The sequence below is a fragment of the Flavobacterium sp. Root935 genome (assembly GCF_001429295.1).
In the GTDB taxonomy this organism is placed as follows: domain Bacteria; phylum Bacteroidota; class Bacteroidia; order Flavobacteriales; family Flavobacteriaceae; genus Flavobacterium.
In genome coordinates, this window is sequence record NZ_LMJL01000008.1 from 172,796 (window position 1) to 194,563 (window position 21,768).

The following is a 21,768-nucleotide window of genomic DNA, read 5'->3' on the forward strand; positions in this document are numbered from 1 at the left end:
TTTGACATAATTACATTTTTATCATTAAACATTTCGTAAAAGCGATGCAAATGTAATACAAAAACTACAAAACATTAAAACTAAAGTAATCTTTTTATTATTTATTTTTTTTTCGATTAATTAAAATTAAAAACCAAATACAAAACCAAAATTGTCAAACCCAGCAAACCAAACAAAAGTTTCACCTTTTTACTTGTTTTAGGAATATCCGTTTCATCTGAAAAATTAACTTCGGGATTTTTATCGGTTAAAGAAATGATTACTGCAGCAACTAAAATCACAGCAAAAATGTAAAACGAAATCAATAAAAAGTGAGGCCAAGCTGGATATTTATCGGCAGGGAAAATCCATAAGTATAAAACCCCAACAAATAAACTAAAAGCAGATCCCCAAGATAATGTAGCATTTACCGCTTTTTTGGTCGTACGTTTCCAGAAAACACTCAGCAAAAAGACAACCGATAAAGATGGCGCCAGGAAACCTAAAACCGCCTGAAAAATGTTGAATAAATTTTGTCCTTTGATATTGTCAATTGCAACGGCAATCAGAATCGCAAAAACGCATCCAGCCGCAATCGTTAAACGTCCAATTTTAATTTGATCTTTGATAGTCGCCGTCGGATTGATTTTTTTTACGTAAATATCATTGGTAAAAACGGTGCTCAAAGCGTTTAGAGAAGAACCAATTGTTCCCACCAAAACCGCAATCATCACACAGATTACCAAACCGTTCATTCCGCTTGGGAAAAGATTTGTAACCATTGTCATATAAGCCAAATCCGAATTACTCCCTAATTCAGGATATAAAGCATAACACAAAATTCCGGGAAGAATAAACAACGGCAAAGCCATGACTTTTAACCAACCAATGAAGTTTACGCCCAATTGCCCCTGTTCTAGATTTTTAGCTCCCAAAACACTCTGCACCATCGATTGATCGGTACAGAAAAAAGCAACTGCAGCTACAGGATATCCCAACAAAATAGCTGGCCAAGGATAATGGGCATCATCCGAAGGACGGACTAAATTCCAGAAGTTTGAAGGTGTTTTTGCAATTAAAACATCTATTCCGCCTAGTTTTTGCAAACCTAAATACGAAAGCGTCAGCGAAACTACAATCAGCAAAATCATCTGAAAAACATTCACTTTAGCAATCGCTTTTAATCCTCCGGCAAACGTAAATATTCCAGAGAAAATTACTAAAACCGTAACGCTCTGCCACATCGGAATTCCTAAAATCTGACGTACTAAAACGCCTCCGCTGAACAATCCTAAAGAGAGCCAGCTTACTAATATTTTCACCAAAGCATACCACGCTAAAATATTCTGCGTACTGTCGCCGTAGCGTTTACCCATATATTCGGGCATGGTGCTGACTTTACTCGCAATATATCTCGGTGCAAAAACCATCGCCAAAAGCAGTAAAAATACAAAGGCGTACCATTCGAAATTTCCGGCAACAATTCCCGTAGCGTAACCAATACTTGCAAAAGCCAATAAGGATGAAGGTCCAACATTGGTTCCCCACATATTAAACCCAATGCTATACCAGTTTAATGAATTGGATGCCAGAAAAAGTGTTTCGTTTTTCTTGCTCTGCTTCACGCTCACCACATAACCAATGACTAATAAAGTCACCAAATAAACGGCTACAATTATAAAATCGAGCGTCGTTAATTTATCGTAGATGCTGTTCATAGTCCGTATTCGTTAAGAATATCGGCAATTTTAACCGGCATTCCAGTTTGCAGTGATTTGTCCATTGCCTGCAATAAAGCCACCGTTCCAATGCCTTCTTCCATGTTTGGATAGGCTTCAAAACCTTGCTCAATGCTGTCCACAAAATATTCTAAATAATTCTGATATTCACCGCCGTGATGACTTTGTCCTTCAAAACGGAAATAATATTTTATGGTGCTGTCGCCCCAGGTAATTACTTTTTCTTCTCCAGTTTTGTCTGTAACTGCATAACGCAATTCGTGATAATCGGCCTGACTTGCTCCTTCTGTTGCTCTTAGAATCGTACTCATGCCACTGTCGCGTTGCGCTGGCTGAGTTGGTGACGTATACACACCACTTACACGGGCAATTCTTCCATCAGTTGCTTTGAAGATAAAATGCATCGTATCTTCATTTTTCAATCCTGCTGATTGTCCGTTACTGCTGATCATTCCGTAACCCATTACTTCCTGAATGTTTGGCAGATACCATCTGATGAAATCTACAGGATGGCTCAAACCTCCGTACAGCCATTTAAAAGATTGCAAAAGCGACCATTCTTTCTTTAAAAACCATCTGTGATCGGCGTGGTATTGCGCTTCAATTGTAATTAAATCTCCTATTAAACCCGCTTCGTAATCAGCTCTTTGTCTTTTGGCTGGTTCAAAGAAACGGGAACTTTGTCCGATAAAGACTTTCTTTCCAGTCGATTTGCTTAATTCTAATAACTCTTTAGCATCCGAAAGATCATCGATAAAAGGTTTAGTACAAACCACATGTTTTCCGTGTAACAAAGCTTGTTTTACGTGCTGTGCATGCAAATGATCGGGCGTGTAAATCGCAATTATATCAATTGAAGCATCGTTTAATAAATCTTCGTAATTGGTGGTGTATGAATGAAAATCGAATTCTTTTGCGCGCTGTTTGCACAAGTCGTCGTTTCTGTCGCATATTTTTACAAGCTCTAATTTTGAACTTTCTATAGCGGCCGACATGGTGCTTCGTCCTTCTCCAAGTCCCAGAATGGCTATTTTTAACATGGGTGTGGTTATTTTAGATTGTTGATGTTAGATTTTTTTGTTACGTATCCTAACAGGTTTCTAAAACCTGTTAGGTATTATTGCCACAGATTAAAGGATTTTCACAGATTAGAAAAAATTATTTTAATTATTTAATCTTTGGTTTGTATTACTTTGAACTTACACATACCTAACAGGTTTTGGAAACCTGTTAGGATAATTAGTCTGTAATTATTTCGTTTCTACTTTGCTTAAGAAAATCCAGGTTTCGTCTGGTTTTGCGCCTTCAATTCCCGATTGGTATTTCTTCATTAAAGCATTCCAGTCGTCTACACGTGGATTATTTTGGGTTGTTTTCGGATTTAGTTTGTCCAGATTTTCGCCCTTCGGAATACTGATTACCAAGATCAATTGTCTGTCTTTTTTGAAAACCTGTAACTGTTGGAAATCGGCGTTGCAGAAACCTTTTGCTACTTCCGGCCATTTTTCGAATTGTGTTTTATGATACTCTACATATTCTTTCTGCAGTTTTTCATCGGCAGGAAGATTCGCTGTTAAAACAATATTTTCCCGATCTGATGCTGGTTTCGAATCTTTACATCTTTCGAAGTTTTGGAAATCATAAACTAAATCTTCATAGATTTTAATTTCTAAAGAAGGAAAAGCACCGGCCAATTTTCTCTTTGTCCTTTCCGGCTGATTCATTTTTCCGTAAATCACCAAATGATTTTTCCATTGGTACAATTCCTGACCAACAATTCTAAAACCAACTAAGGTCGATTTGATTTTTTCGATGTCAAAATCGTTTCCTATCAATTCGATTGCGTACGGTTTTGGCATTTCCTGCAGTCCCCAATTTTCATCGATTACAACTTCTTTTTCTAAATCTTTATAAGGCGATCTAATTCCGGCTGCCTCTTTAATTTTTGTACTCACATACGGATCGTTATGTTCCCATATGTTTCCTTTTGGACCGTTATGGTTTTTTAGGATTTTCTTCTCGGCAATCCAGTTGTTTTTAATCGTAAATCCTTCAGAACCTTCATCGGTATACAAATACAGCCATAAAAATGGATCGTGAGCATACGGACTATTGTAAACTTTGTCGATATAATTTTCTTCAATTCGGCTGTTGGGTTGCGCCGAAAGCGTATAAATTCCTGCTACATCATGCAAATGTTTGGCGTAATGATGAATTTTATTCGCCAGAATTTTGTTGTTCTGCATTACGTTTGGCGTATGCGTCCATCCCCAGCCCATTGCCATTCCGGAATACGATACGTCTGAAATTTCGTTATGTTCAATGGTTATATTACGCACAAAACCAGCACTGATTCCCAAAGTTCCCCAATCTTCATTGGTTACATTGGTGATTAAATTATCGGCAATCACTTCATCAGAGCACATTTCTCTTTCGTCTTTTATAATTAAAGGCAAATGCGCTTCAAAAGCTTCTTCAGAAAAAATGCCAACATTGATTGCACTTCCACCAATATCTTTAAATAAATTTCCTTTTACGGTATTGTGATTTGTTCCTTTATTTAAATCTAAACCAGTCGAAGACAAATGCTCAAAACGGCAGGATTCAAATTGAATATTATTGGCATAATTAACTTCAACAGCCGCACGAGGTCTTCCCACCCACGCCTGATTTTCTAAATTCGCCTGATTTGGCGTTCCCGGCTGTTTCAATTTATAAGCATCCAACAAATACAAACCCGATTGCAAAGGCACATGACCTTTTTCTGAAGGACGCAGCCAATTGCTGTATTGAAATGAAATTCCCTTAAATCTAAAATGACTTACAGGCGAATCAATCGTTCCTTTTACTTCAACCAGATTTTCTAAAACCGGAACGGTAACTTTTGCCGAATTTATCTCTTCGCCCTGACGCGGAATATAATAGATTTTAGCATTTTTCTTGTCCAAATACCATTCTCCAGGCTCATTTAAAAGTGAAAAAGCATTGTTTAAAAAGTAAGCCGAGTTCCCGTTGTTTTTAGAAATCCACGGCGCAGGCCACGGGTGTTCGCTTTGAATACGGCTTTCTGGCTCTTCAAACGAAAGTTTGGCGCTGTCTTTTTGTACTTCAATATTTTTGATTCGGAGATTGGCAATCGACCACCATTGTACGATAAACATTTCCATTCCCGGCTCAAACTTTATCGATTTGTCTTTAAACGGAATCCAGCAGGTTTGCGATTGGTGACCCCAAGATAAAATTCGGTCCATTGCATTTCCAGCAGTGCTTTTGGCTCTCACTGCTTTTTTTCCATTTACCCATAATTGTCGGTAATTGATAATTGAACCTGCTTTTTGAGGCGCATCGGCTACCCAAAATGTTCCTTTTTTACCATTTAAAACAGTAGTTTTTTTCCAGTTTTTAATTTCGATTCCACCGCTAATAATTGGCTTTGCATTTGCATCGGCTTCAATTGTTGTTGGACTTTCTGGAGTTCCCGAATCTTCTGGTCTTACAAACAAAGGTTCGTTTAAATAATACGTTCCGTTCATTACTATAATTCGGATTCCGTCCTTTATAGATGGATCTTTTAATCGGCGCAGTTCTCTTGCTTTTCGCATTGCCATGTGAACCGTTGCCAGCGGATTTGATTTTGTTCCGATGTTGGAATCATTTCCCAATGGCGACACCCAGATTTCAGCAGCATTCGCCGAAATTGTGAATACCATTAAAAAAACGATCAATAATTTGTTGAAAGGAAGTAAGCGCATTATTTATAGTATTGATTTTTTTCTTAGGATAAAATTATCAGGCATTAATTTAAAGCACTAATAATTTTACAAATAAATGTATTTTTAACACTTTTACCAAATAATTCGTCCAATTTACTTGAACATAAAGTTATATGTATCCTGTACCCTCCTGTAATATTGCGTTTAAGACGGAATGATTTAAAAATTGGCTTTTTATTATTTTCTGATTAGGCAACAAAAAAAGTTAAATTCACAAAAAATGTGTGATAAAGTCTATAAAACTGTCATTTCATATTATTTTTTTAATAGATTTGTGTAATCGATTACATTAAATATTTCAAATTAAAAAACTATAATTTTATTTATTGAATAAAAATTCGACGAATAAAAAATTGAATTGATAGTGTATCGGTTTCCGAAAAAGACTTTTAACTATAATACAATAAAAATGAAAACTAACCGAATTAACCTTTTTTGTGTTGCTCTCGCCTGTTTTTTGAGTTTCAATACAGTTTCTGCGCAAAAATCTTCTGATACGTATAAAAATATTGAATTTAAAATGGCAGAAGTCCAAGAGCCCATAATTCCGAATTATAGTGTGAATTTAAAAGACTTTGGAGCAGTAAATGGCGGTTATGTTTTAAATACAAAAGCTTTCGCTGATGCTATTGATGCGCTTTCTAAAAAAGGCGGAGGAAAATTAGTTATTCCGCCTGGAATCTGGCTGACGGGACCAATCATTTTAAAAAGCAATATTGAATTGCATGCTCAAACTGGAGCTTTAATTAAATTCTCTACAGACAAATCTTTATATCCAATTATCGAAACTAGCTTTGAAGGCTTAAATACTTGGCGTTGTATCTCTCCTATTTATGGTAAAAATCTAGAGAATATTGCTTTTACCGGAAATGGAGTCTGGGATGGTTCTGGCGAAGCTTGGAGACAAGTGAAAAAGAGCAAACTGACAGAGGATCAATGGAAGAAATTTGTTGCTTCTGGCGGAGTCCTAAATGAAAAGAAAGACAGCTGGTATCCATCTGAGCAATATTTAAAAGGTGCTAAAGGTGCAGATCAGAACGTTCGGCCTGATTTAAAAACGAAAGAAGATTTTGAAGCGATTCATGATTTCCTGCGTCCGGTTTTGGTAAGTATTCAAAACAGCAAAAGAGTTTTGTTTGACGGGCCAGTCTTCCAAAATTCTCCTGCATGGAATATTCATCCTTTATTAATTGAAGATTTAATTGTTCGAAATATAACCGTTAGAAATCCATGGTTTTCACAAAATGGTGACGGATTGGATGTAGAATCATGTAAAAATGTAATCATCGAAAACTCTAGTTTTGATGTCGGTGACGATGCCATCTGTATCAAATCTGGAAAAGATAAAGACGGACGTGACAGAGGTGTTCCTTGCGAAAATATCATTGTAAAAAACAATATTGTATATCACGGCCACGGCGGTGTTACGGTTGGAAGTGAAATGTCTGGCGGTGTAAAAAATCTGCATGTTTCAAATTGCACTTTTATGGGAACTGATGTTGGACTTCGTTTTAAAAGTACGCGCGGACGCGGTGGTATAGTTGAAAACATTTATATCTCAGATGTTTTTATGACTGATATTCCGTCTCAGGCGATTTCTTTTGATTTGTATTACGGAGGAAAATCGATTGCTGAAACTTTGGCTGAAGGTGGAAACACCGTTAGCACAAAAGCGATTCCAGTAAATGAAGAAACGCCTCAATTTAAAAATATTGTAATTAAAAATATTACGATTAAAGGTGCTCAACAGGCAGTATTTCTACAAGGTCTTCCTGAAATGAATTTAGAAAATATTGAAATTTCAAACTTAATTGCCAAAGCTCAAAAAGGATTTTCTATTATTGATGCAAACGGAATTAAAATCACTAACGCTCAATTGGATATCGAGGCGAAAAATGCTTTTGAAATTTACAATACGCAAAACCTTTCCTTGAAAAACATCGAGTTTAATTCTGGTTCTTCTAATACGATTACAATCAACGGTCAAGCGAGTAAAAATATTGATTTGAGTGGTTCTAATTTATCGAAAACTACTACTATTGGAAAGGATGTTCCTAAGAAAGCGGTTAAGTTTTAAATATCAATTTCAAACATAGCCCGTGGTTTCAACCACGGGGACGCAATATTGTCTCGTCTCATATAGTTTTCAACTACTAGAATTTCCTATTTACAAACATAGTCCGTGATTTTAACTCTGGGAAGACGATATTATCTGGTTTTGTCTTGTTCTCATTGTGTTCCCGTGGTTGAAACCACGGGCTATGTTTATACATTGTGAATAAAAAAGCGTGAATCATTCGATTCACGCTTTTTTTATGTTATTCTCTATTGATTAAGATAATAAAAACCATTCGCATTCTCAAACCAAACTTTATTCTGATCTTCAATTGAAAACTTCGAAACATAATCTTCTAAAGTTTTCACCACTTCATTATAATCTGAAGCTACTTTTAAAACCGGCCAATCTGATCCGTACATCAATTTATCGATTGAAAAGTTTTCAAAAATAACATCCAAATACGGTTTTAGATCTTCTGGTTTCCAATTTTTCCAGTCGGCTTCTGTAACCATCCCTGAGATTTTACACCAAACATTGTCGAACTTTGCTATTTCTTCAATGCCGCTTTTCCAAGAATAAATAGTTTCTGATTTGATGTTTGGCTTTGCTATATGATCGATTACAAACTTTTGGTTTGGAAAATCTTTCACCAAACTTATAGCTGCCGGCAATTGGCGTTCGAAAATCAATATATCGTAAGTATAATTGAATGGTTTTAAAGCTGCGATTCCTCTTCTAAAAGATTCTCCATACATAAAATCATCTGGTTCGCCCTGTACGACATGTCTAAAACCTTTCAGCTTTTTTTGATCTGAAAAGAAGTTTAAACGTTCTTCGATATTTTCATTTCGTAAATCTATCCAGCCAACTACGCCTTTTATAAAATCATTTTTTGAAGCTAAATCCAATAAAAAATGAGTTTCTTCTTCAGACTGACTGGCTTGAACTGCTACACAGCCTTCAAACTGATTTTCTTTTAATAGTGGCTGTAAATCTTCTGGAAGAAAATCTCTCTGAATATTCTGCATTGTTTCGTCAATCCAGCTGTCTCGAACGGGATCAAACTTCCAAAAATGCTGATGGGAATCTATTCTTTTACTCATATCTTTTTAATTAACATCGCTGATTAAAGCGCGGTCTAAATGTACGTAACCTCCATCCACAAAAACAAATTGTCCTGTAGTATGCGATGATTTTTCGGAAATGATAAAAAGTGCCGTATCTGCGATTTCTTCTGTTTTGGTCATTCGGCTTTCTAACGGAATACTTTTATTGATTTTATTCAAAACTGTTTCGCCGTCTGGCAATGTTTTAATCCAATCTTCGTAAGCTGGCGTATAACTTTCGGCAATAATAATCGCATTCGAACGGATTCCAAACTGAATCAAATCTACTGCCCATTCTCTTGTTAAGCCCAAAACTCCGCCTTTCGCAGCAGCGTAACCTGAAGTTCCGCCCTGCCCTGTTAAAGCTACTTTTGAACCAATATTTAAGATGTTTCCTTTTGATTCTTTCAAATATGGAAGCGCATATTTAGCCAGTAGAAAGTAACTTACTACATTCAATTTCAATGAATTCATAAAATCTTCGTAACTTGAATCTAATCCTGCACCGTCATTTACACCCACATTATTAATAATAGCATCGATTCTGCCATATTTTGCTGCGATTACTTTTACAGCATTTTCTATTGCCACAGGATCAGTTACATCTGTCTGAACAAATAAAGAATTAACGCCTCTTTTTTGAAGTCTTTCCACGTATTCAAAACCTCTTGCATTTCTGTCAACCAAAACCGGAATTGCGCCTTCATCTGCCAGTCTGTTAACGATCGTTTCTCCAATACTGCCTTCCTTTCCAGCCGAACCAGAAACAACAACTATTTTATTTTTTAAGTTTAAATCCATTTTTGTGGTTATTTAAAGTTATATTTTTCCTCATTTTTGTCATTTCGACGAAGGAGAAATCTTCACGAGTAGCTCCATAAAGAAATTCGCCAATCTTTGTTGAGTTTCTTGCGAAGATTTCTCCTTCGTCGAAATGACAAACAGTAGTTTATAATATACTTTTAGTCTATTTCAATTAACGCCTTAATCACATTATTCTTCGGATCAATCAAGTTTCCAAAATCATTAATCATTTCAGAAAAACTTGTCCTGTGTGTAATGTATTTTTTCGGATCGATTTTACCTTCTTTCAAGCATTTCATCACATATTCAAAATCTTCGATCGTCGCATTTCTGCTGCTCATCAAAGTCGATTCTCTTTTGTGGAAATCAGGATGACTGAAACTCAATTCTCCTTTTTGAAGTCCAACCAAAACAAATCTTCCGCCATGCGAAATATAGTTGAAAGCGCTGTTCATTACTTTCTGATTTCCAGTTGCATCAATTACTACATTTGCCATGTCGCCGTTTGTCAATTCCGCTAATTTTTGCGCAACATCATCGTTCAACGGATTTATAGTTTCATCTGCATTTAGTTCTGTTTTACAGAAATTCAATCTGTAATCGTTGATATCCATCACAATTACTTTTGCTCCTGCGATTTTAGCAAACTGAATCAAACCAATTCCGATAGGTCCTGCGCCCATAACCAAAACCGTGTCTGTTGACTTAACAGCCGCTCTTCTTACTCCGTGTGCTGCAATTGCCAAAGGTTCAACCAAAGCCAATTCATCGTAATCCAAACCTTGACCGTGCAGTAAATATTGTTCAGGAATTGAAACATATTCGGCCATTCCGCCATCAATATGAACACCAAAAACTTTAATATTTACGCAGCAGTTTGTTAAACCGTTTCGGCACGCCACACATTTTCCGCAGTTGAAATACGGAATAAAAGTAACTTTATCCCCAGGTTTAAAACCTGCTGCATTTCCTTTTACATATTCCGCCGCCAATTCGTGTCCCAAAATTCTTGGATATTCAAAATAAGGCTGAGTTCCTCCAAAAGCATGAATATCAGTTCCGCAGATACCAATTCTTTTTATTTTCAATAAAACTTCGCCTTCTTTTGGTTCTGGAATACTGGTTTCTTTTAAAAGAAATTCCTGCGGCTTTTCGCAAACAATATATTTCATTTTTTAATTCGTTTAAATTTCTAATTATACGCGGATGATACAGATTCGCTATCGCGAAGACACGGATTTAAACGGATTTTTGATTAATTTCTTAAATATAAAATCGGTTTAAATCAGTGTTTTTACAAAGTAAATCCGTTTTATCAGCGTCATCATTCGTTAGTACAATAACAGATAGTTATATTACTTTTTATAAGCTACAGCCTTTTGCTTACTAGTTCCTAAACCTTCAATTCCCAATTCTACAACATCTCCTGCTTTAAGATAAATTGGATCTGGTTTGATTCCTAAACCAACTCCCGGAGGCGTTCCTGTACTGATAATATCGCCAGGAAGCAAAGTCATAAACTGACTTAAATAATGTACCAAATAAGGAATTTTGAAAACTAAATTCAAGGTATTGCTGTCTTGGTACTTTTTACCATTTACCGTCAGCCACATCTTTAAATTGTCAACATCTGCGATTTCGTCTTTGGTTGCCAAAAATGGTCCAAGAGGCGCAAAAGTGTCACTTCCTTTTCCTTTCGCCCATTGTCCGCCACGCTCTAATTGAAAAGCTCTTTCGCTGTAATCATTCAACAAAGCATAACCCGCAACGTAATCCAAAGCTTCCGCTTCTTCTACATAACTTGCTTTTTTGCCTACAACAAATGCCAATTCTACTTCCCAATCAGTTTTTTCACTGTTTTTTGGAATAATCAAATCATCATCTGGTCCGCATAAAGAAGTGGTCGATTTGAAGAAAATAATAGGTTCAGTCGGAATCGGAGCGTTTGTTTCTTTGCAGTGATCGATATAATTCAAACCAATACAAATAATTTTAGAAGGTCGTGCAACTGGCGATCCCAAACGTACCGAAGCATCCACTTCTGGCAAAGTCGGATTGCTTTCTAATGCTTTTTGCAGTTTTTCTAATCCATTTTCTTCAAAGAAACTTTCGTTAAAATCGGTTACAATCGAAGAAACATCATATCTCTTTTCTCCAATTAAAACTCCTGGTTTCTCTTTTCCGATTTCTCCAAAACGTATTAATTTCATAATCGTATATTTTTAATTGTTAGTTTATTTTTTTCTGATGAATGAACTTCATCAAACATTTCTGTTTTATGGGTAAGTCTTCTATTTACCAACTCAATTTTGATAAAAAAGGCCTAGCAAAAATAATAAATGTAAATTTTACAATTACAAAAGTAATTTTTAAAAATTAATATTCTAGATATATTTTATTTTCCATTACTTAAAATGACTAAAGTTTAAATTTTTATAACATTTTTTAGATGGTTTGTAAAAATTATATCACTAAATAAGGATTAACACAAAAAAGATCTGCAATAAACATAGGATTTCTTGTTCATTTAAATCTTATTTCTACTTTTGTAATTGTATTTTTTACATTTATTATTTCAAACGATTTCACTACCCAAAATTCCTATACAAAATGATAAAATTAAAAGGCATAACTTGGAACCATACAAGAGGTCTGCTTCCTATGGTTGCCACATCGCAGCGTTTTACTGAACTACATCCAGAAGTTGAAATTTCATGGGAAAAGAGAAGTTTACAAGAATTCGCAGATGCTTCTATTGAAGACTTAGCCAAAAGATTTGATTTATTAGTAATCGATCATCCTTGGACTGGTTTTGGAGCGCAGACCAAAGCAATTCTTCCGTTATCAGATTATTTATCAAACGAATATATTAAAGATCAAGAAATTAACACTGTCGGAAAATCATACGGAAGTTATGTTTTTCATGATAAATTATGGGCGCTTCCTATAGATGCTGCAACTCCGGTTGCCTCTGCCCGCTTGGATCTTTTAGAAAAAAATAACTTAGAAGTTCCTAAAACGTACGACGATTTATTGGCATTGGCTAAAAAAGGCTTAGTGGCTTTTGCTGGAATTCCGGTAGATGTTTTAATGAGTTTTTATATGTTTTGCTGCAGTTTAGGCGAGGCTCCTTTTCTTTCTGAAGAAAAAGTAATTTCTGAAACAACGGGAATCAAAGCACTTCAAATGTTTAGGGAATTGGCACAATTAATTGATCCGGCTAACTTTAACAGAAACCCAATTCAGGTTTATGAAGCAATGGTTAATTCAGATGAAATTGCTTACTGCCCGTTTGCTTATGGTTATTCTAATTATTCGCGAATTGGCTACAGCCGTAAACTTTTACATTTTTACGATTTAGTAAAATTGAATGATAATCCGATGATTTCGTCTTTAGGCGGAACAGGATTAGCGGTTTCATCTTTCAGCCAGCATATTGATGAAGCGGTTAAATATGCCGAATTTACAGGTTCATCTCAAGTACAGCAAAATATTTATACGGATAATGGCGGTCAGCCGGGTCATTTGCAGGCTTGGAAAAGTGAGCGAATTAATGGTGTGACACATGATTATTTCAAAAATACTTTACCTGCTTTAGAACGCGCATTCCTTCGTCCGAGATATTACGGACATATGTATTTCCAAGATCACGCAGGCGATGTAGTTCGCAATTATCTGATGAAAGGCGCAGACGAACTAAAAGTATTGGAAGAAATGAATTCGCTTTACGCGGAATCTCTAAAAATTCAGACAATATGAAGCCTTTAGAAGGATTAATTGTTTTAGAATTCTGTCAGTTTCTGGCAGGACCTTCTGCTGGTTTAAAACTAGCCGATTTGGGCGCACGCGTCATCAAAATCGAACGTCCTGTAAAAGGTGAAGCCTGCAGACAATTGAGTATCAAAGATTTATTTGTAGACGACAGCAGTTTGCTTTTTCATACCATAAACCGAAATAAAGAATCTTTTGCAGCCGATTTAAAAAATCCTGACGATTTAGTTTTAATCAAAAAACTGATTGAAAAGGCTGATATAATGACACATAATTTCAGACCTGGTGTGATGGAGAAAATCGGTTTAGATTTTGAAAATACACTTTCTATAAATCCACAGATTATTTACGGAACCATTACAGGTTACGGAAATGAAGGTCCGTGGGCAAAAAAACCAGGGCAGGATTTATTATTACAATCGCTTTCTGGATTAAGCTGGCTGAGCGGACGCAAAAGTCAAGGCCCAGTTCCTTTCGGTTTGGCGGTTGCCGATTTAATGTGCGGGAATCATTTTGTACAAGGAATTTTGGCAGCACTTTTAAAAAGAGCCAAAACTAAAAAAGGTGTTTTGGTTGAAGTCAGTTTATTAGAATCTATACTCGATGTACAATTTGAAGCCATTACTTCTTTCTTAAATGACGGTGGTCAATTGCCTGAAAGAGGAGATATCAAAGGAAGTGCACATGCTTTTTTAAGTGCCCCATACGGTGTTTACCAAACGCAAGACGGTTATTTATCGCTTGCGATGGGCGATTTACTTTTCATTGGAAAAGCATTAGGTTTAGATTTAAGTGAATTTAGAGATAAACATCTTTGGTTTGAAAAACGAGATGAAATCAGAACGATTTTAAGCGAAAGAATTCAAACGCAAACTTCTGATTATTGGATTGAAATCCTTCAAAAAGAAGGAATCTGGTGCGGTAAAGTTTTCAATTACGAAGAATTGGATAATCAACCTTTTGTAAATGAATTACAGCTGAAACAAACCGTAAAAAATGCTGAAGGCGAAACTTTGGTTACAACCAGAAGTCCGATTCAATTGGATGGAGAAATTCTGCTAAGCGAAAAAGCAGCGCCAAAAGTAGGTCAGGATAATTTAAGGATACACGAACAATTTTTAAACGATTTGAAATGAAGCCATTAGAAGATTATTTAATTGTAGATTTCAGTCAGTTCCTTTCGGGTCCGTCGGCGAGTTTACGTCTGGCAGACTTGGGAGCGCGTGTGATCAAAATAGAAAAGCCGGGAACGGGAGATATCTGCCGTACTTTATATACTTCTGATTTGATTATGAACGGCGAATCGTCTGTTTTTCATACTATCAACAGAAACAAAGAATCATTTGCAATTGATTTTAAACAGCCTGAGGAACTTCAAAAATTAAAAAAATTATTAGCGAAAGCTGATGTTGTCATGCATAATTTCAGACCTGGAGTTATGGAACGTATTGGTTTAAGTTATGATGAAGTAAAAAACATTAATCCAAATGTGATTTATGCTTCTATTTCAGGTTTTGGAGAACATCCTGATTTAAAAGATTTGCCAGGACAAGATTTGCTTTTGCAATCTTTAACGGCTTTGACTTGGTTGAGCGGTAATCAGGAAGACGGTCCAGTCCCAATGGGATTATCGATTGTTGATATGCTTGCAGGAGCACATTTGGCGCAGGGAATTTTGGCTGCCTTATACAGAAAAGCAACGCATAATATTGGAGCGCAGGTTCAAGTAAGCATGCTCGAATCTGCATTTGATTTTCAATTTGAGACCATTACGACTTATTTTAATGACGGAGGCGAATTGCCTGTTCGAACTAAAACCAATAATGCACACGCTTATTTGGGCGCGCCATATGGAATTTACAAAACCAAAAACGGTTATTTAGCACTAGCAATGGGATCAATTCCTGTTTTGGCTTCTCTGCTGCAATGCGATGCTTTATTGCAATTTCCTGAAAATAAATTCACATTAAGAGACGAAATCAAAAATATTCTTGCGGATCATTTGCAAACACAGGAAACACAGTTCTGGCTGGACATTTTAGAACCCGCAGATATTTGGTGTGCAGGAGTTTTAAATTATCAGCAGCTATTTGCTGAAGATGGTTTTAAGGTGTTGAATTTTACCCAACAAGTCGAAATGCTTGACGGCTACACTTATAAAACAACACGCTGCCCAATAAAAATTGACGGCGAATATCTGACTTCAGGAAAAGGTTCACCTAAACTGGGTCAGGACAACGAGAAAATTATTAAAGAATTTATAGACTGCTGATGGAAAAAATTAGAATCGCCGTTCGAAAATTCGATCCGTTCGAAAGTACACTTCAAAAATTATGGGATGCTTTCTGCCTTCAAAACAATATAAAAATGGAAGCAGAAATGATTGCCTTAGAACTTCATGACTTGTATGAAACCACAATTTCAGAAAAAGGTTTAAAAGAAGGAAATTGGGATATCGCCCATATCAATACCGATTGGATTTTTGATGCTGTAAACGAAAATGCGGTTCTTAATTTATTTTCCTTAATTGGAGAAAATCCGCCTGAAAATTATCCTTTTGGATGGCATAAATCGCTTTTGCATTTACAAAAACTAAGTAATGGCATTTTCGGACTTCCCTTTCACGATGGACCAGAATGTCTGATCTACCGAAAAGATTTATTCGAAAACAAAACAGAAAAACAGAATTTTAAAAAACAGTTTGGCTACGAACTTTCTACACCAAAAACGTGGCAGCAATTTGCAGAAATTGCAACATTCTTTAATCGTCCCGAACAAAATTTATACGGATCTGTTTTTGCCAATTATCCAGACGGACATAATATGGTTTTTGACTTTTGTCTGCAATTATGGACTCGTGGCGGTTCGTTATTAAACAAAAAAAATCAGATTGACATTCATAATGAAGCCGCAATAAAAGCATTGGATTTCTATCGAAAAATGGTCACCGATAAAAATGCTGTTCATCCAAAATCTAGAGAATTTGGTTCGGTTGAAGCAGGTTTGGCATTCGCCGAAGGACAAGCTGCAATGGCAATCAACTGGTTTGGATTCGCTTCTATGGCAGAAGTAATTGAAGATTCGAAAGTAAAAGGAAAAATCGATATCACTTCCCTTCCATCCGATCCGGGTCATCAAACAGCTTCTTTGAATGTATATTGGCTGTATACCATTGGATCTGGAAGCAAACACAAAAAACTGGCATACGATTTTTTACGTTTTGCCACAATGCCAGAAAGCGACAAATTGTTAACTACCGAAGGCGGTATCGGATGCAGGAAATCAACTTGGAAAGATGAAGAAATTAATACTTTAATTCCATTTTATCATAAACTGGAAATGCTTCATGAAAATGCGTTAACACTGCCTCAAACGCCAATCTGGCCAAAGGTAGCAGAACTGATTGACAGCACTGTTTTGAAAGCCATTGAAACCGATATTTCGTCTGAAATATTGTTAGAGGAAACTCAGAAAAAAATTAGCCAATTAAGTCAAGGAACAACATTACACAGCTCTGTCAAAAATTAAACTTGGCAGGCTCAAATTCAAAATATAGAACAAATGAATATTCCCTATAAACCTTTACTGCCAGAAACAGAACAGTCAATTATCATTATTGGGGCGAGCGGAATCGTAAAAGATGCACATCTTCCTGCTTACGAAATGGCTGGTTTTAAAGTTTTTGGTATTACGAACAGAACAATTTCTAAAGCATACGATTTACAGAAACAATTCAAAATTGATCATGTTTTTGAAAATGTGGCCGATGCAGTTAAAAATGCTCCGTCAAATGCTGTTTACGATATTACCGTTTTACCGGATCAATACATTGAAATTTTAGAACAGCTTCCAGATGGAGCTGCAGTTTTGATTCAGAAACCTATGGGAAATGATCTGGCTCAAGCACGCGAAATTGTGGCGGTTTGCGAAAGAAAAAATCTGGTTGCTGCAATCAACTTCCAGCTTCGATTTGCCTCGTTTGTCAGCGCTGCCCGTTATTTAATTAATGAAGGAATTATTGGCCAATTATACGATTTAGAGTTTAAAGTTACAGTAAATACGCCTTGGGAATTATTTCCTTTAATTAAAGAACATCCGAGATTGGAAATTCTTTTTCACAGCGTGCACTATATTGATTGTATTCGATCTTTCTTGGGAAATCCGAAAGGAGTTATGGCTAAAACGGCTAAACATCCGCGTAAGAAATTATCTTCAAGCAGATCGACAATTATTTTAGATTATGCCGAAGATATGCATGTGGTCATTAATACGAATCATGATCATCACTTTGGTCCAAAACATGAAGAAAGTTACATCAAATGGGAAGGAACAAAAGGTGCTATTAGAGCAAAAATGGGCTTATTGATGAATTATCCTGACGGTCTTCCAGACGTTTTTGAGTACGCTTTAGCTAAAAAAGATAATGAAAAAGAATACGAATGGACCGAAGTTAAACTGGAAGGATCTTGGTTTCCGGAAGCATTTATTGGCGCAATGTCTAATCTGATGCGCTACAAGGAAGGTTCTGATAAAATATTATCTGCCAGTGTTCAAGATGTTTTAGGCACAATGAAAGTGGTAGAAGCCTGTTATATCAGCAGTAAAAATGGCGGTATTTCTTTTGATGAAGTGTAATTAAAACACTATATTTCAAAACCAAAAAACAAAATTTAAGTCCTCTTACAAACAAACGTAATTTTGACATTTCTTTGAAAGAGTATGACGAATAAAAAGTAATTAGATTATGTATTTTAAATCCACTTTTTTCGAAGATTATCAAATCGACGACAAACGAGTAACCTTAGGCAGAACCATCACAGAAACTGACTTTGTAGTTCATGCCGGACATACGGGAGATTTCTTCCCGCACCATATGGATGAAGAATGGTGTAAAACACAACCCTTCGGACAAAGAATTGCACACGGAACTATGGTTTTCAGCATTGGAATCGGCTTAACGGCATCTGAAATTAATCCAGAAGCTTTTTCTAGAGGTTATGACAAAATGCGCTTTGTAAAACCTGTTCATATTGGCGACACCATTCACTCTGAAATTACAATTTCTGAAAAAGGTGAAGCTAAAAATCCAGAAATGGGAACCGTAACCGAACATGTAGAAATTATCAACCAGCGAGGTGAAGTCGTTTTGGTATGTGATCATCTATTGCTTGTGAAGAAAAGATCCTAAGATACTAAGGTTCTAAGATTTTAAAAACTTTGCCTTTTAGGGACTCTGCGAGATTATTTGCAAAACATTTTTTTTATTCTCGCAAAGAAAAAAACTTAGAATCTCAGCACCTCAGAACCTTAGAAACTATAAAAAACAACTAAAAAACTATCTAAAAAATGCAAATTACAAACCAAGCTGGCGATCTACATGAAGTGCCGACGGAAGGCGGAAATCAAAAACAATATCTTCTTCCTTTTATTTTAGTTACATGCCTATTTTTTCTTTGGGGAATGGCCCATAATTTAGATTCTGTTTTGATTCCGCACCTAAAAAAGGCTTGTGAATTAAATAACCGCCAATCTACTTTAATTGATACTTCTGTTTTCTTTGCTTATTTTATTATGGCAATTCCTGCCGGAATGCTGATTAAAAGATTTGGTTATAAAAACAGTATTATAACAGGATTGCTGGTTTTTGCTGTTGGAGCATTTTTATTTGTTCCTGCCGCTAATACAAGAACTTACGAATTATTTCTATTCGCCTTATTTGTAATCGGATGTGGTTTGACGATTTTAGAAACAAGTGCAAATCCGTATGCTGCGATATTAGGACCTGCTGAATCTTCTTCTAAACGATTGAATTTAGCCGCTTCTTTCAACGGTTTGGCAGCGATGGTTGCTCCAATTGTAGGGTCATTATTTATTCTTTCTGGAACGAATCATACGCCAGAACAAATGGCTGCGATGCCAGAAGCCGAAAAAGCTGCCTATTTATTAGGAGAAGCTGCTTCTGTAAAAATGCCATATATAGTATTAGGAAGTATTTTGGTTTTGGTTGCCATTATTTTCTACTTTGTACAATTGCCGTCAATGAAAGCAACACACACCGAAGCTGAAATTAAACCGGGATTTTTCTCTGTTTTAAAATTTAGACATTTAAGCTGGGGAGTTGCTGCCCAATTTTTCTATGTTGGTGCACAAGTTTGTATTACAAGTTTCTTTATCAGAATTGCACAGCAAGGTGCTGGATTAGACGAAAAAACGGCAGGATATTATCTAGGAATCTACGGTTTCCTTTTTATGGCAGGACGTTTTATTGGGACATTCTTTTTACGTTTTGTGAAAGATTATGTTTTATTGTCAATCTACTGCGTAATGAGTGTTTTATTATGTCTAGTTGCTATTTATGGCTCGGGAATTGTAGTTATTTACGCCCTTGGAGGAATCGGATTTTTCATGTCAATTATGTTTCCTACTATTTTCTCATTAGGAATTAAAGGATTAAAATCGAATACAGAAACAGGTTCTTCTTGGTTAGTAATGTCAATTGTTGGCGGAGCGATTATTCCGTACGGAATGGGAACTTTAATCGATATGAATCATGATGATATTCAATCAGGATATATTATTCCGTTAGTTTGCTTTTTGATTATTCTTTCTTTCGGGATTTTTGGTCATAAAGTAAAAACGGTTTCTGAATAAAAAAATCAATTATATAATTGAAAAGGCTTTCTCAAAAAAATGAGAAAGCCCTTTTTTATGGAAAACCAAATCTTCAGCGGAGCGACATAAATATTGTAACAATATGTTCCCGTGGTTGAAACTATGGGCTATACATGACTAAAATAATGGTGCTGTTTTTTTGTATAAATCAAAAATGCCTCCTAATAAACTAAGGTTCTCACATTGATATACAGAAGTGTAAAACTAATTGAAGAATAAAACTTTTCAGCCGATATACAATTCAAAAAAACGCCTCATTTCTGAGGCGTTTGGAGTCATGTTTTTATTAAATAAGTGATCTACGAATTATGATCTCAGTGGAACTTATATAAGTTTTATTTTTTTTAACCAGTTCAAAGGTATGTCCAATTTTTTAATACTAATTATTAATTAGACGAAAGGCTTAATTATTCCGACAAACGGTTATTTTTTCTCAATCAGAAGCATTTTTATTTCCAACCTCCACCTAAAGCTCTGTACAAATTAACAACAGCCTGCAGTTTTTGGAGGTTGTCGTTTATACCGCTTAACTGCGCAGCTAACAAATTTTGTTCTGAAGTTAATACGTCTGTATAATTGGTTGCAGAACTATATTCTAAAAGCTGTTGTGTGTAATCTACAGCTTTTTCTAAAGCTTCAATTTGTTTTTTCCTTGAATCTTCTTTAGCAACAGCCATTTCATACGAATACAAAGCATTTGAAACTTCCTGACCTGCTGTTAAAAGACTTTGCTGAAAATTATTGTAAGCTTGTAATTGTTGAGATTGAGCCGTAGTTAATCTCATCTTATTCAATCCTTGATTAAAAATTGGTTGTGTCAAACCTCCAATTATTGAATAGAAAATAGAGTTACTAAAAAAGTCTTTCAATTCTAAATTCGAAAATCCACCGCTTGCTGTAAGCGTTAAACTTGGGTAAAAATACGTTTTAGCTAGATTTGTTGACTCAAATGCAACTCTGAAATTAAATTCTGCTTGACGGACATCTGGACGATTTTCCAACAATTGAGAAGGTACCCCAATAGCAATATTCTCTGGAATAATCTGCGTTCCCAATTCTCCTCTATCAATTGGTCCAGGTGCTTGTCCTAATAAGATGTTCAAAGCATTTTCTGTTTCACGAATACTTTGCTTCAAATCTGGAATTAAAACTTCGGCTGCATGCTGGTTTGCTTCACTCTGCACCACTGCTGCGCCTGTTACAATTGCACCTTCTTTTAATGCTTTGATTGTTTCAACATTTTTGATACGACTTGCTAATGTTTCCTCTGTGATTTTTAATGATTTATCGTAAGACAACAATAAAAAGTAGTTGTTGGCAATATCTGCAATTAACTGCGTTTGAACTGCCTGTTTTGCAGCATCTGTCGCTAAGTATGAAGCTAAAGCTGCCCTTTTAGAACTGCTTAATTTTCCCCATATATCAGCTTCCCAAGAAGTGCTTAAACCTAGTTTGTAAGTTGTTGTCAACGTATTAATATTAATTCCAGCTGGAAAGTTTAGTCCCGCCTGAGATTGTTTATTTCTAGTTACGTTGGCATCAAAATTTAACGTAGGATAGTAAGCCAGTTTGCTTTGGCGTAATGAAGCCTGCGCTTGTATGATATTCTCAATTGCATTTTTCAAATTAAGGTTATTTTCTAATCCTTTTTGAATTAATGCATTTAGTTTTTCATCTTTAAAAATACTCTGCCATGGCATATCAGCAATTGTAGTTGTATCGGCAGAAGCCTGATCACGATACAGCTTATCTGTCGACAGCGTTGTTGGTCGTTCGTACTTTTTGGTAATCGAGCACGCACTTAAAAGTGCGGCTGCAATTACCATAAGAATATATTTATTTGAACTCTTAATCATCTCTTTTTT

The 21,768-nt window shown here is 35.9% G+C and carries 16 protein-coding genes; 8 read left to right on the forward strand and 8 right to left on the reverse strand.

What is annotated here, in order from left to right; genetic code table 11:
• Window positions 1-116 precede the first annotated feature (116 nt).
• From ASE40_RS06220 to ASE40_RS06230, 3 genes are all read right to left on the reverse strand, one after another.
• Window positions 117-1,697 (reverse strand): sodium:solute symporter, encoded by a 1,581-nt coding sequence (locus ASE40_RS06220; protein ID WP_057116101.1) that lies wholly within the window; start codon window positions 1,695-1,697, stop codon window positions 117-119.
• Window positions 1,694-2,758, reverse strand: coding sequence for a Gfo/Idh/MocA family protein (locus tag ASE40_RS06225; RefSeq protein WP_057116102.1), 1,065 nt, complete (start codon window positions 2,756-2,758; stop codon window positions 1,694-1,696). Before ASE40_RS06225 ends, ASE40_RS06220 begins: the two co-directional genes overlap by 4 nt.
• Before the next feature lie 210 nt (window positions 2,759-2,968).
• Window positions 2,969-5,428: an L-rhamnose mutarotase gene (locus ASE40_RS06230; RefSeq protein WP_241774329.1), complete on the reverse strand. Its 2,460-nt coding sequence runs from the start codon at window positions 5,426-5,428 to the stop codon at window positions 2,969-2,971.
• 472 nt (window positions 5,429-5,900) lie between these two features.
• Here ASE40_RS06230 and ASE40_RS06235 point away from each other — a divergent pair, with 472 nt between their 5' ends.
• The gene (locus ASE40_RS06235; RefSeq protein WP_057116104.1) at window positions 5,901-7,568 is read left to right on the forward strand and encodes a glycoside hydrolase family 28 protein; all 1,668 of its coding nucleotides are present in this window, start codon (window positions 5,901-5,903) and stop codon (window positions 7,566-7,568) included.
• Between the two features lie 248 nt (window positions 7,569-7,816).
• Here the strand turns inward: ASE40_RS06235 and ASE40_RS06240 are convergent, their stop codons facing one another.
• The 4 genes from ASE40_RS06240 to ASE40_RS06255 form a co-directional block, all read right to left on the reverse strand.
• The gene (locus ASE40_RS06240; protein ID WP_057116105.1) at window positions 7,817-8,653 is read right to left on the reverse strand and encodes an amidohydrolase family protein; all 837 of its coding nucleotides are present in this window, start codon (window positions 8,651-8,653) and stop codon (window positions 7,817-7,819) included.
• 6 nt (window positions 8,654-8,659) lie between these two features.
• Window positions 8,660-9,457, reverse strand: a complete 798-nt coding sequence (locus ASE40_RS06245) for an SDR family oxidoreductase (protein WP_057116106.1) — start codon at window positions 9,455-9,457, stop codon at window positions 8,660-8,662.
• A gap of 161 nt (window positions 9,458-9,618) precedes the next feature.
• Window positions 9,619-10,632: a zinc-binding alcohol dehydrogenase family protein gene (locus ASE40_RS06250; RefSeq protein ID WP_057116107.1), complete on the reverse strand. Its 1,014-nt coding sequence runs from the start codon at window positions 10,630-10,632 to the stop codon at window positions 9,619-9,621.
• 183 nt (window positions 10,633-10,815) lie between these two features.
• A complete protein-coding gene (locus ASE40_RS06255) occupies window positions 10,816-11,670 on the reverse strand; it encodes a fumarylacetoacetate hydrolase family protein (RefSeq protein ID WP_057116108.1) in 855 nt (284 codons plus the stop codon).
• 400 nt (window positions 11,671-12,070) lie between these two features.
• On the opposite strand from ASE40_RS06255, the gene ASE40_RS06260 reads away from it, so the two are divergent.
• The 7 genes from ASE40_RS06260 to fucP all read left to right on the forward strand — a co-directional run bounded on the left by ASE40_RS06260 (window position 12,071) and on the right by fucP (window position 19,882).
• Window positions 12,071-13,219, forward strand: coding sequence for an ABC transporter substrate-binding protein (locus ASE40_RS06260; protein ID WP_057116109.1), 1,149 nt, complete (start codon window positions 12,071-12,073; stop codon window positions 13,217-13,219).
• The gene (locus ASE40_RS06265) at window positions 13,216-14,367 is read left to right on the forward strand and encodes a CaiB/BaiF CoA transferase family protein (RefSeq protein WP_057116110.1); all 1,152 of its coding nucleotides are present in this window, start codon (window positions 13,216-13,218) and stop codon (window positions 14,365-14,367) included. Before ASE40_RS06260 ends, ASE40_RS06265 begins: the two co-directional genes overlap by 4 nt.
• Window positions 14,364-15,503 carry a CaiB/BaiF CoA transferase family protein gene (locus tag ASE40_RS06270; protein WP_057116111.1) on the forward strand — a complete coding sequence of 380 codons (1,140 nt, stop codon included), beginning with the start codon at window positions 14,364-14,366 and terminating at the stop codon, window positions 15,501-15,503. The genes ASE40_RS06265 and ASE40_RS06270 overlap by 4 nt, the downstream gene beginning before the upstream one ends.
• On the forward strand, window positions 15,503-16,759 hold the full coding sequence (locus tag ASE40_RS06275) for an extracellular solute-binding protein (RefSeq protein ID WP_057116112.1): 1,257 nt from the start codon (window positions 15,503-15,505) through the stop codon (window positions 16,757-16,759). The genes ASE40_RS06270 and ASE40_RS06275 overlap by 1 nt, the downstream gene beginning before the upstream one ends.
• Window positions 16,760-16,792: 33 nt before the next feature.
• Complete coding sequence (locus ASE40_RS06280) at window positions 16,793-17,866, forward strand: Gfo/Idh/MocA family oxidoreductase (protein WP_057116113.1); 1,074 nt, start codon at window positions 16,793-16,795, stop codon at window positions 17,864-17,866.
• Window positions 17,867-17,975: 109 nt separating this feature from the next.
• Window positions 17,976-18,419: a MaoC/PaaZ C-terminal domain-containing protein gene (locus ASE40_RS06285; protein ID WP_057116114.1), complete on the forward strand. Its 444-nt coding sequence runs from the start codon at window positions 17,976-17,978 to the stop codon at window positions 18,417-18,419.
• Window positions 18,420-18,577: 158 nt separating this feature from the next.
• Entirely contained in the window at window positions 18,578-19,882 is a 1,305-nt protein-coding gene (gene fucP, locus ASE40_RS06290; protein ID WP_057116115.1) for an L-fucose:H+ symporter permease, read from the forward strand.
• 470 nt (window positions 19,883-20,352) lie between these two features.
• On the opposite strand, the gene ASE40_RS06295 is transcribed toward fucP, so the two are convergent.
• A complete protein-coding gene (locus tag ASE40_RS06295; protein WP_057116116.1) occupies window positions 20,353-21,759 on the reverse strand; it encodes an efflux transporter outer membrane subunit in 1,407 nt (468 codons plus the stop codon).
• Between the last annotated feature and the right edge of the window lie 9 nt (window positions 21,760-21,768).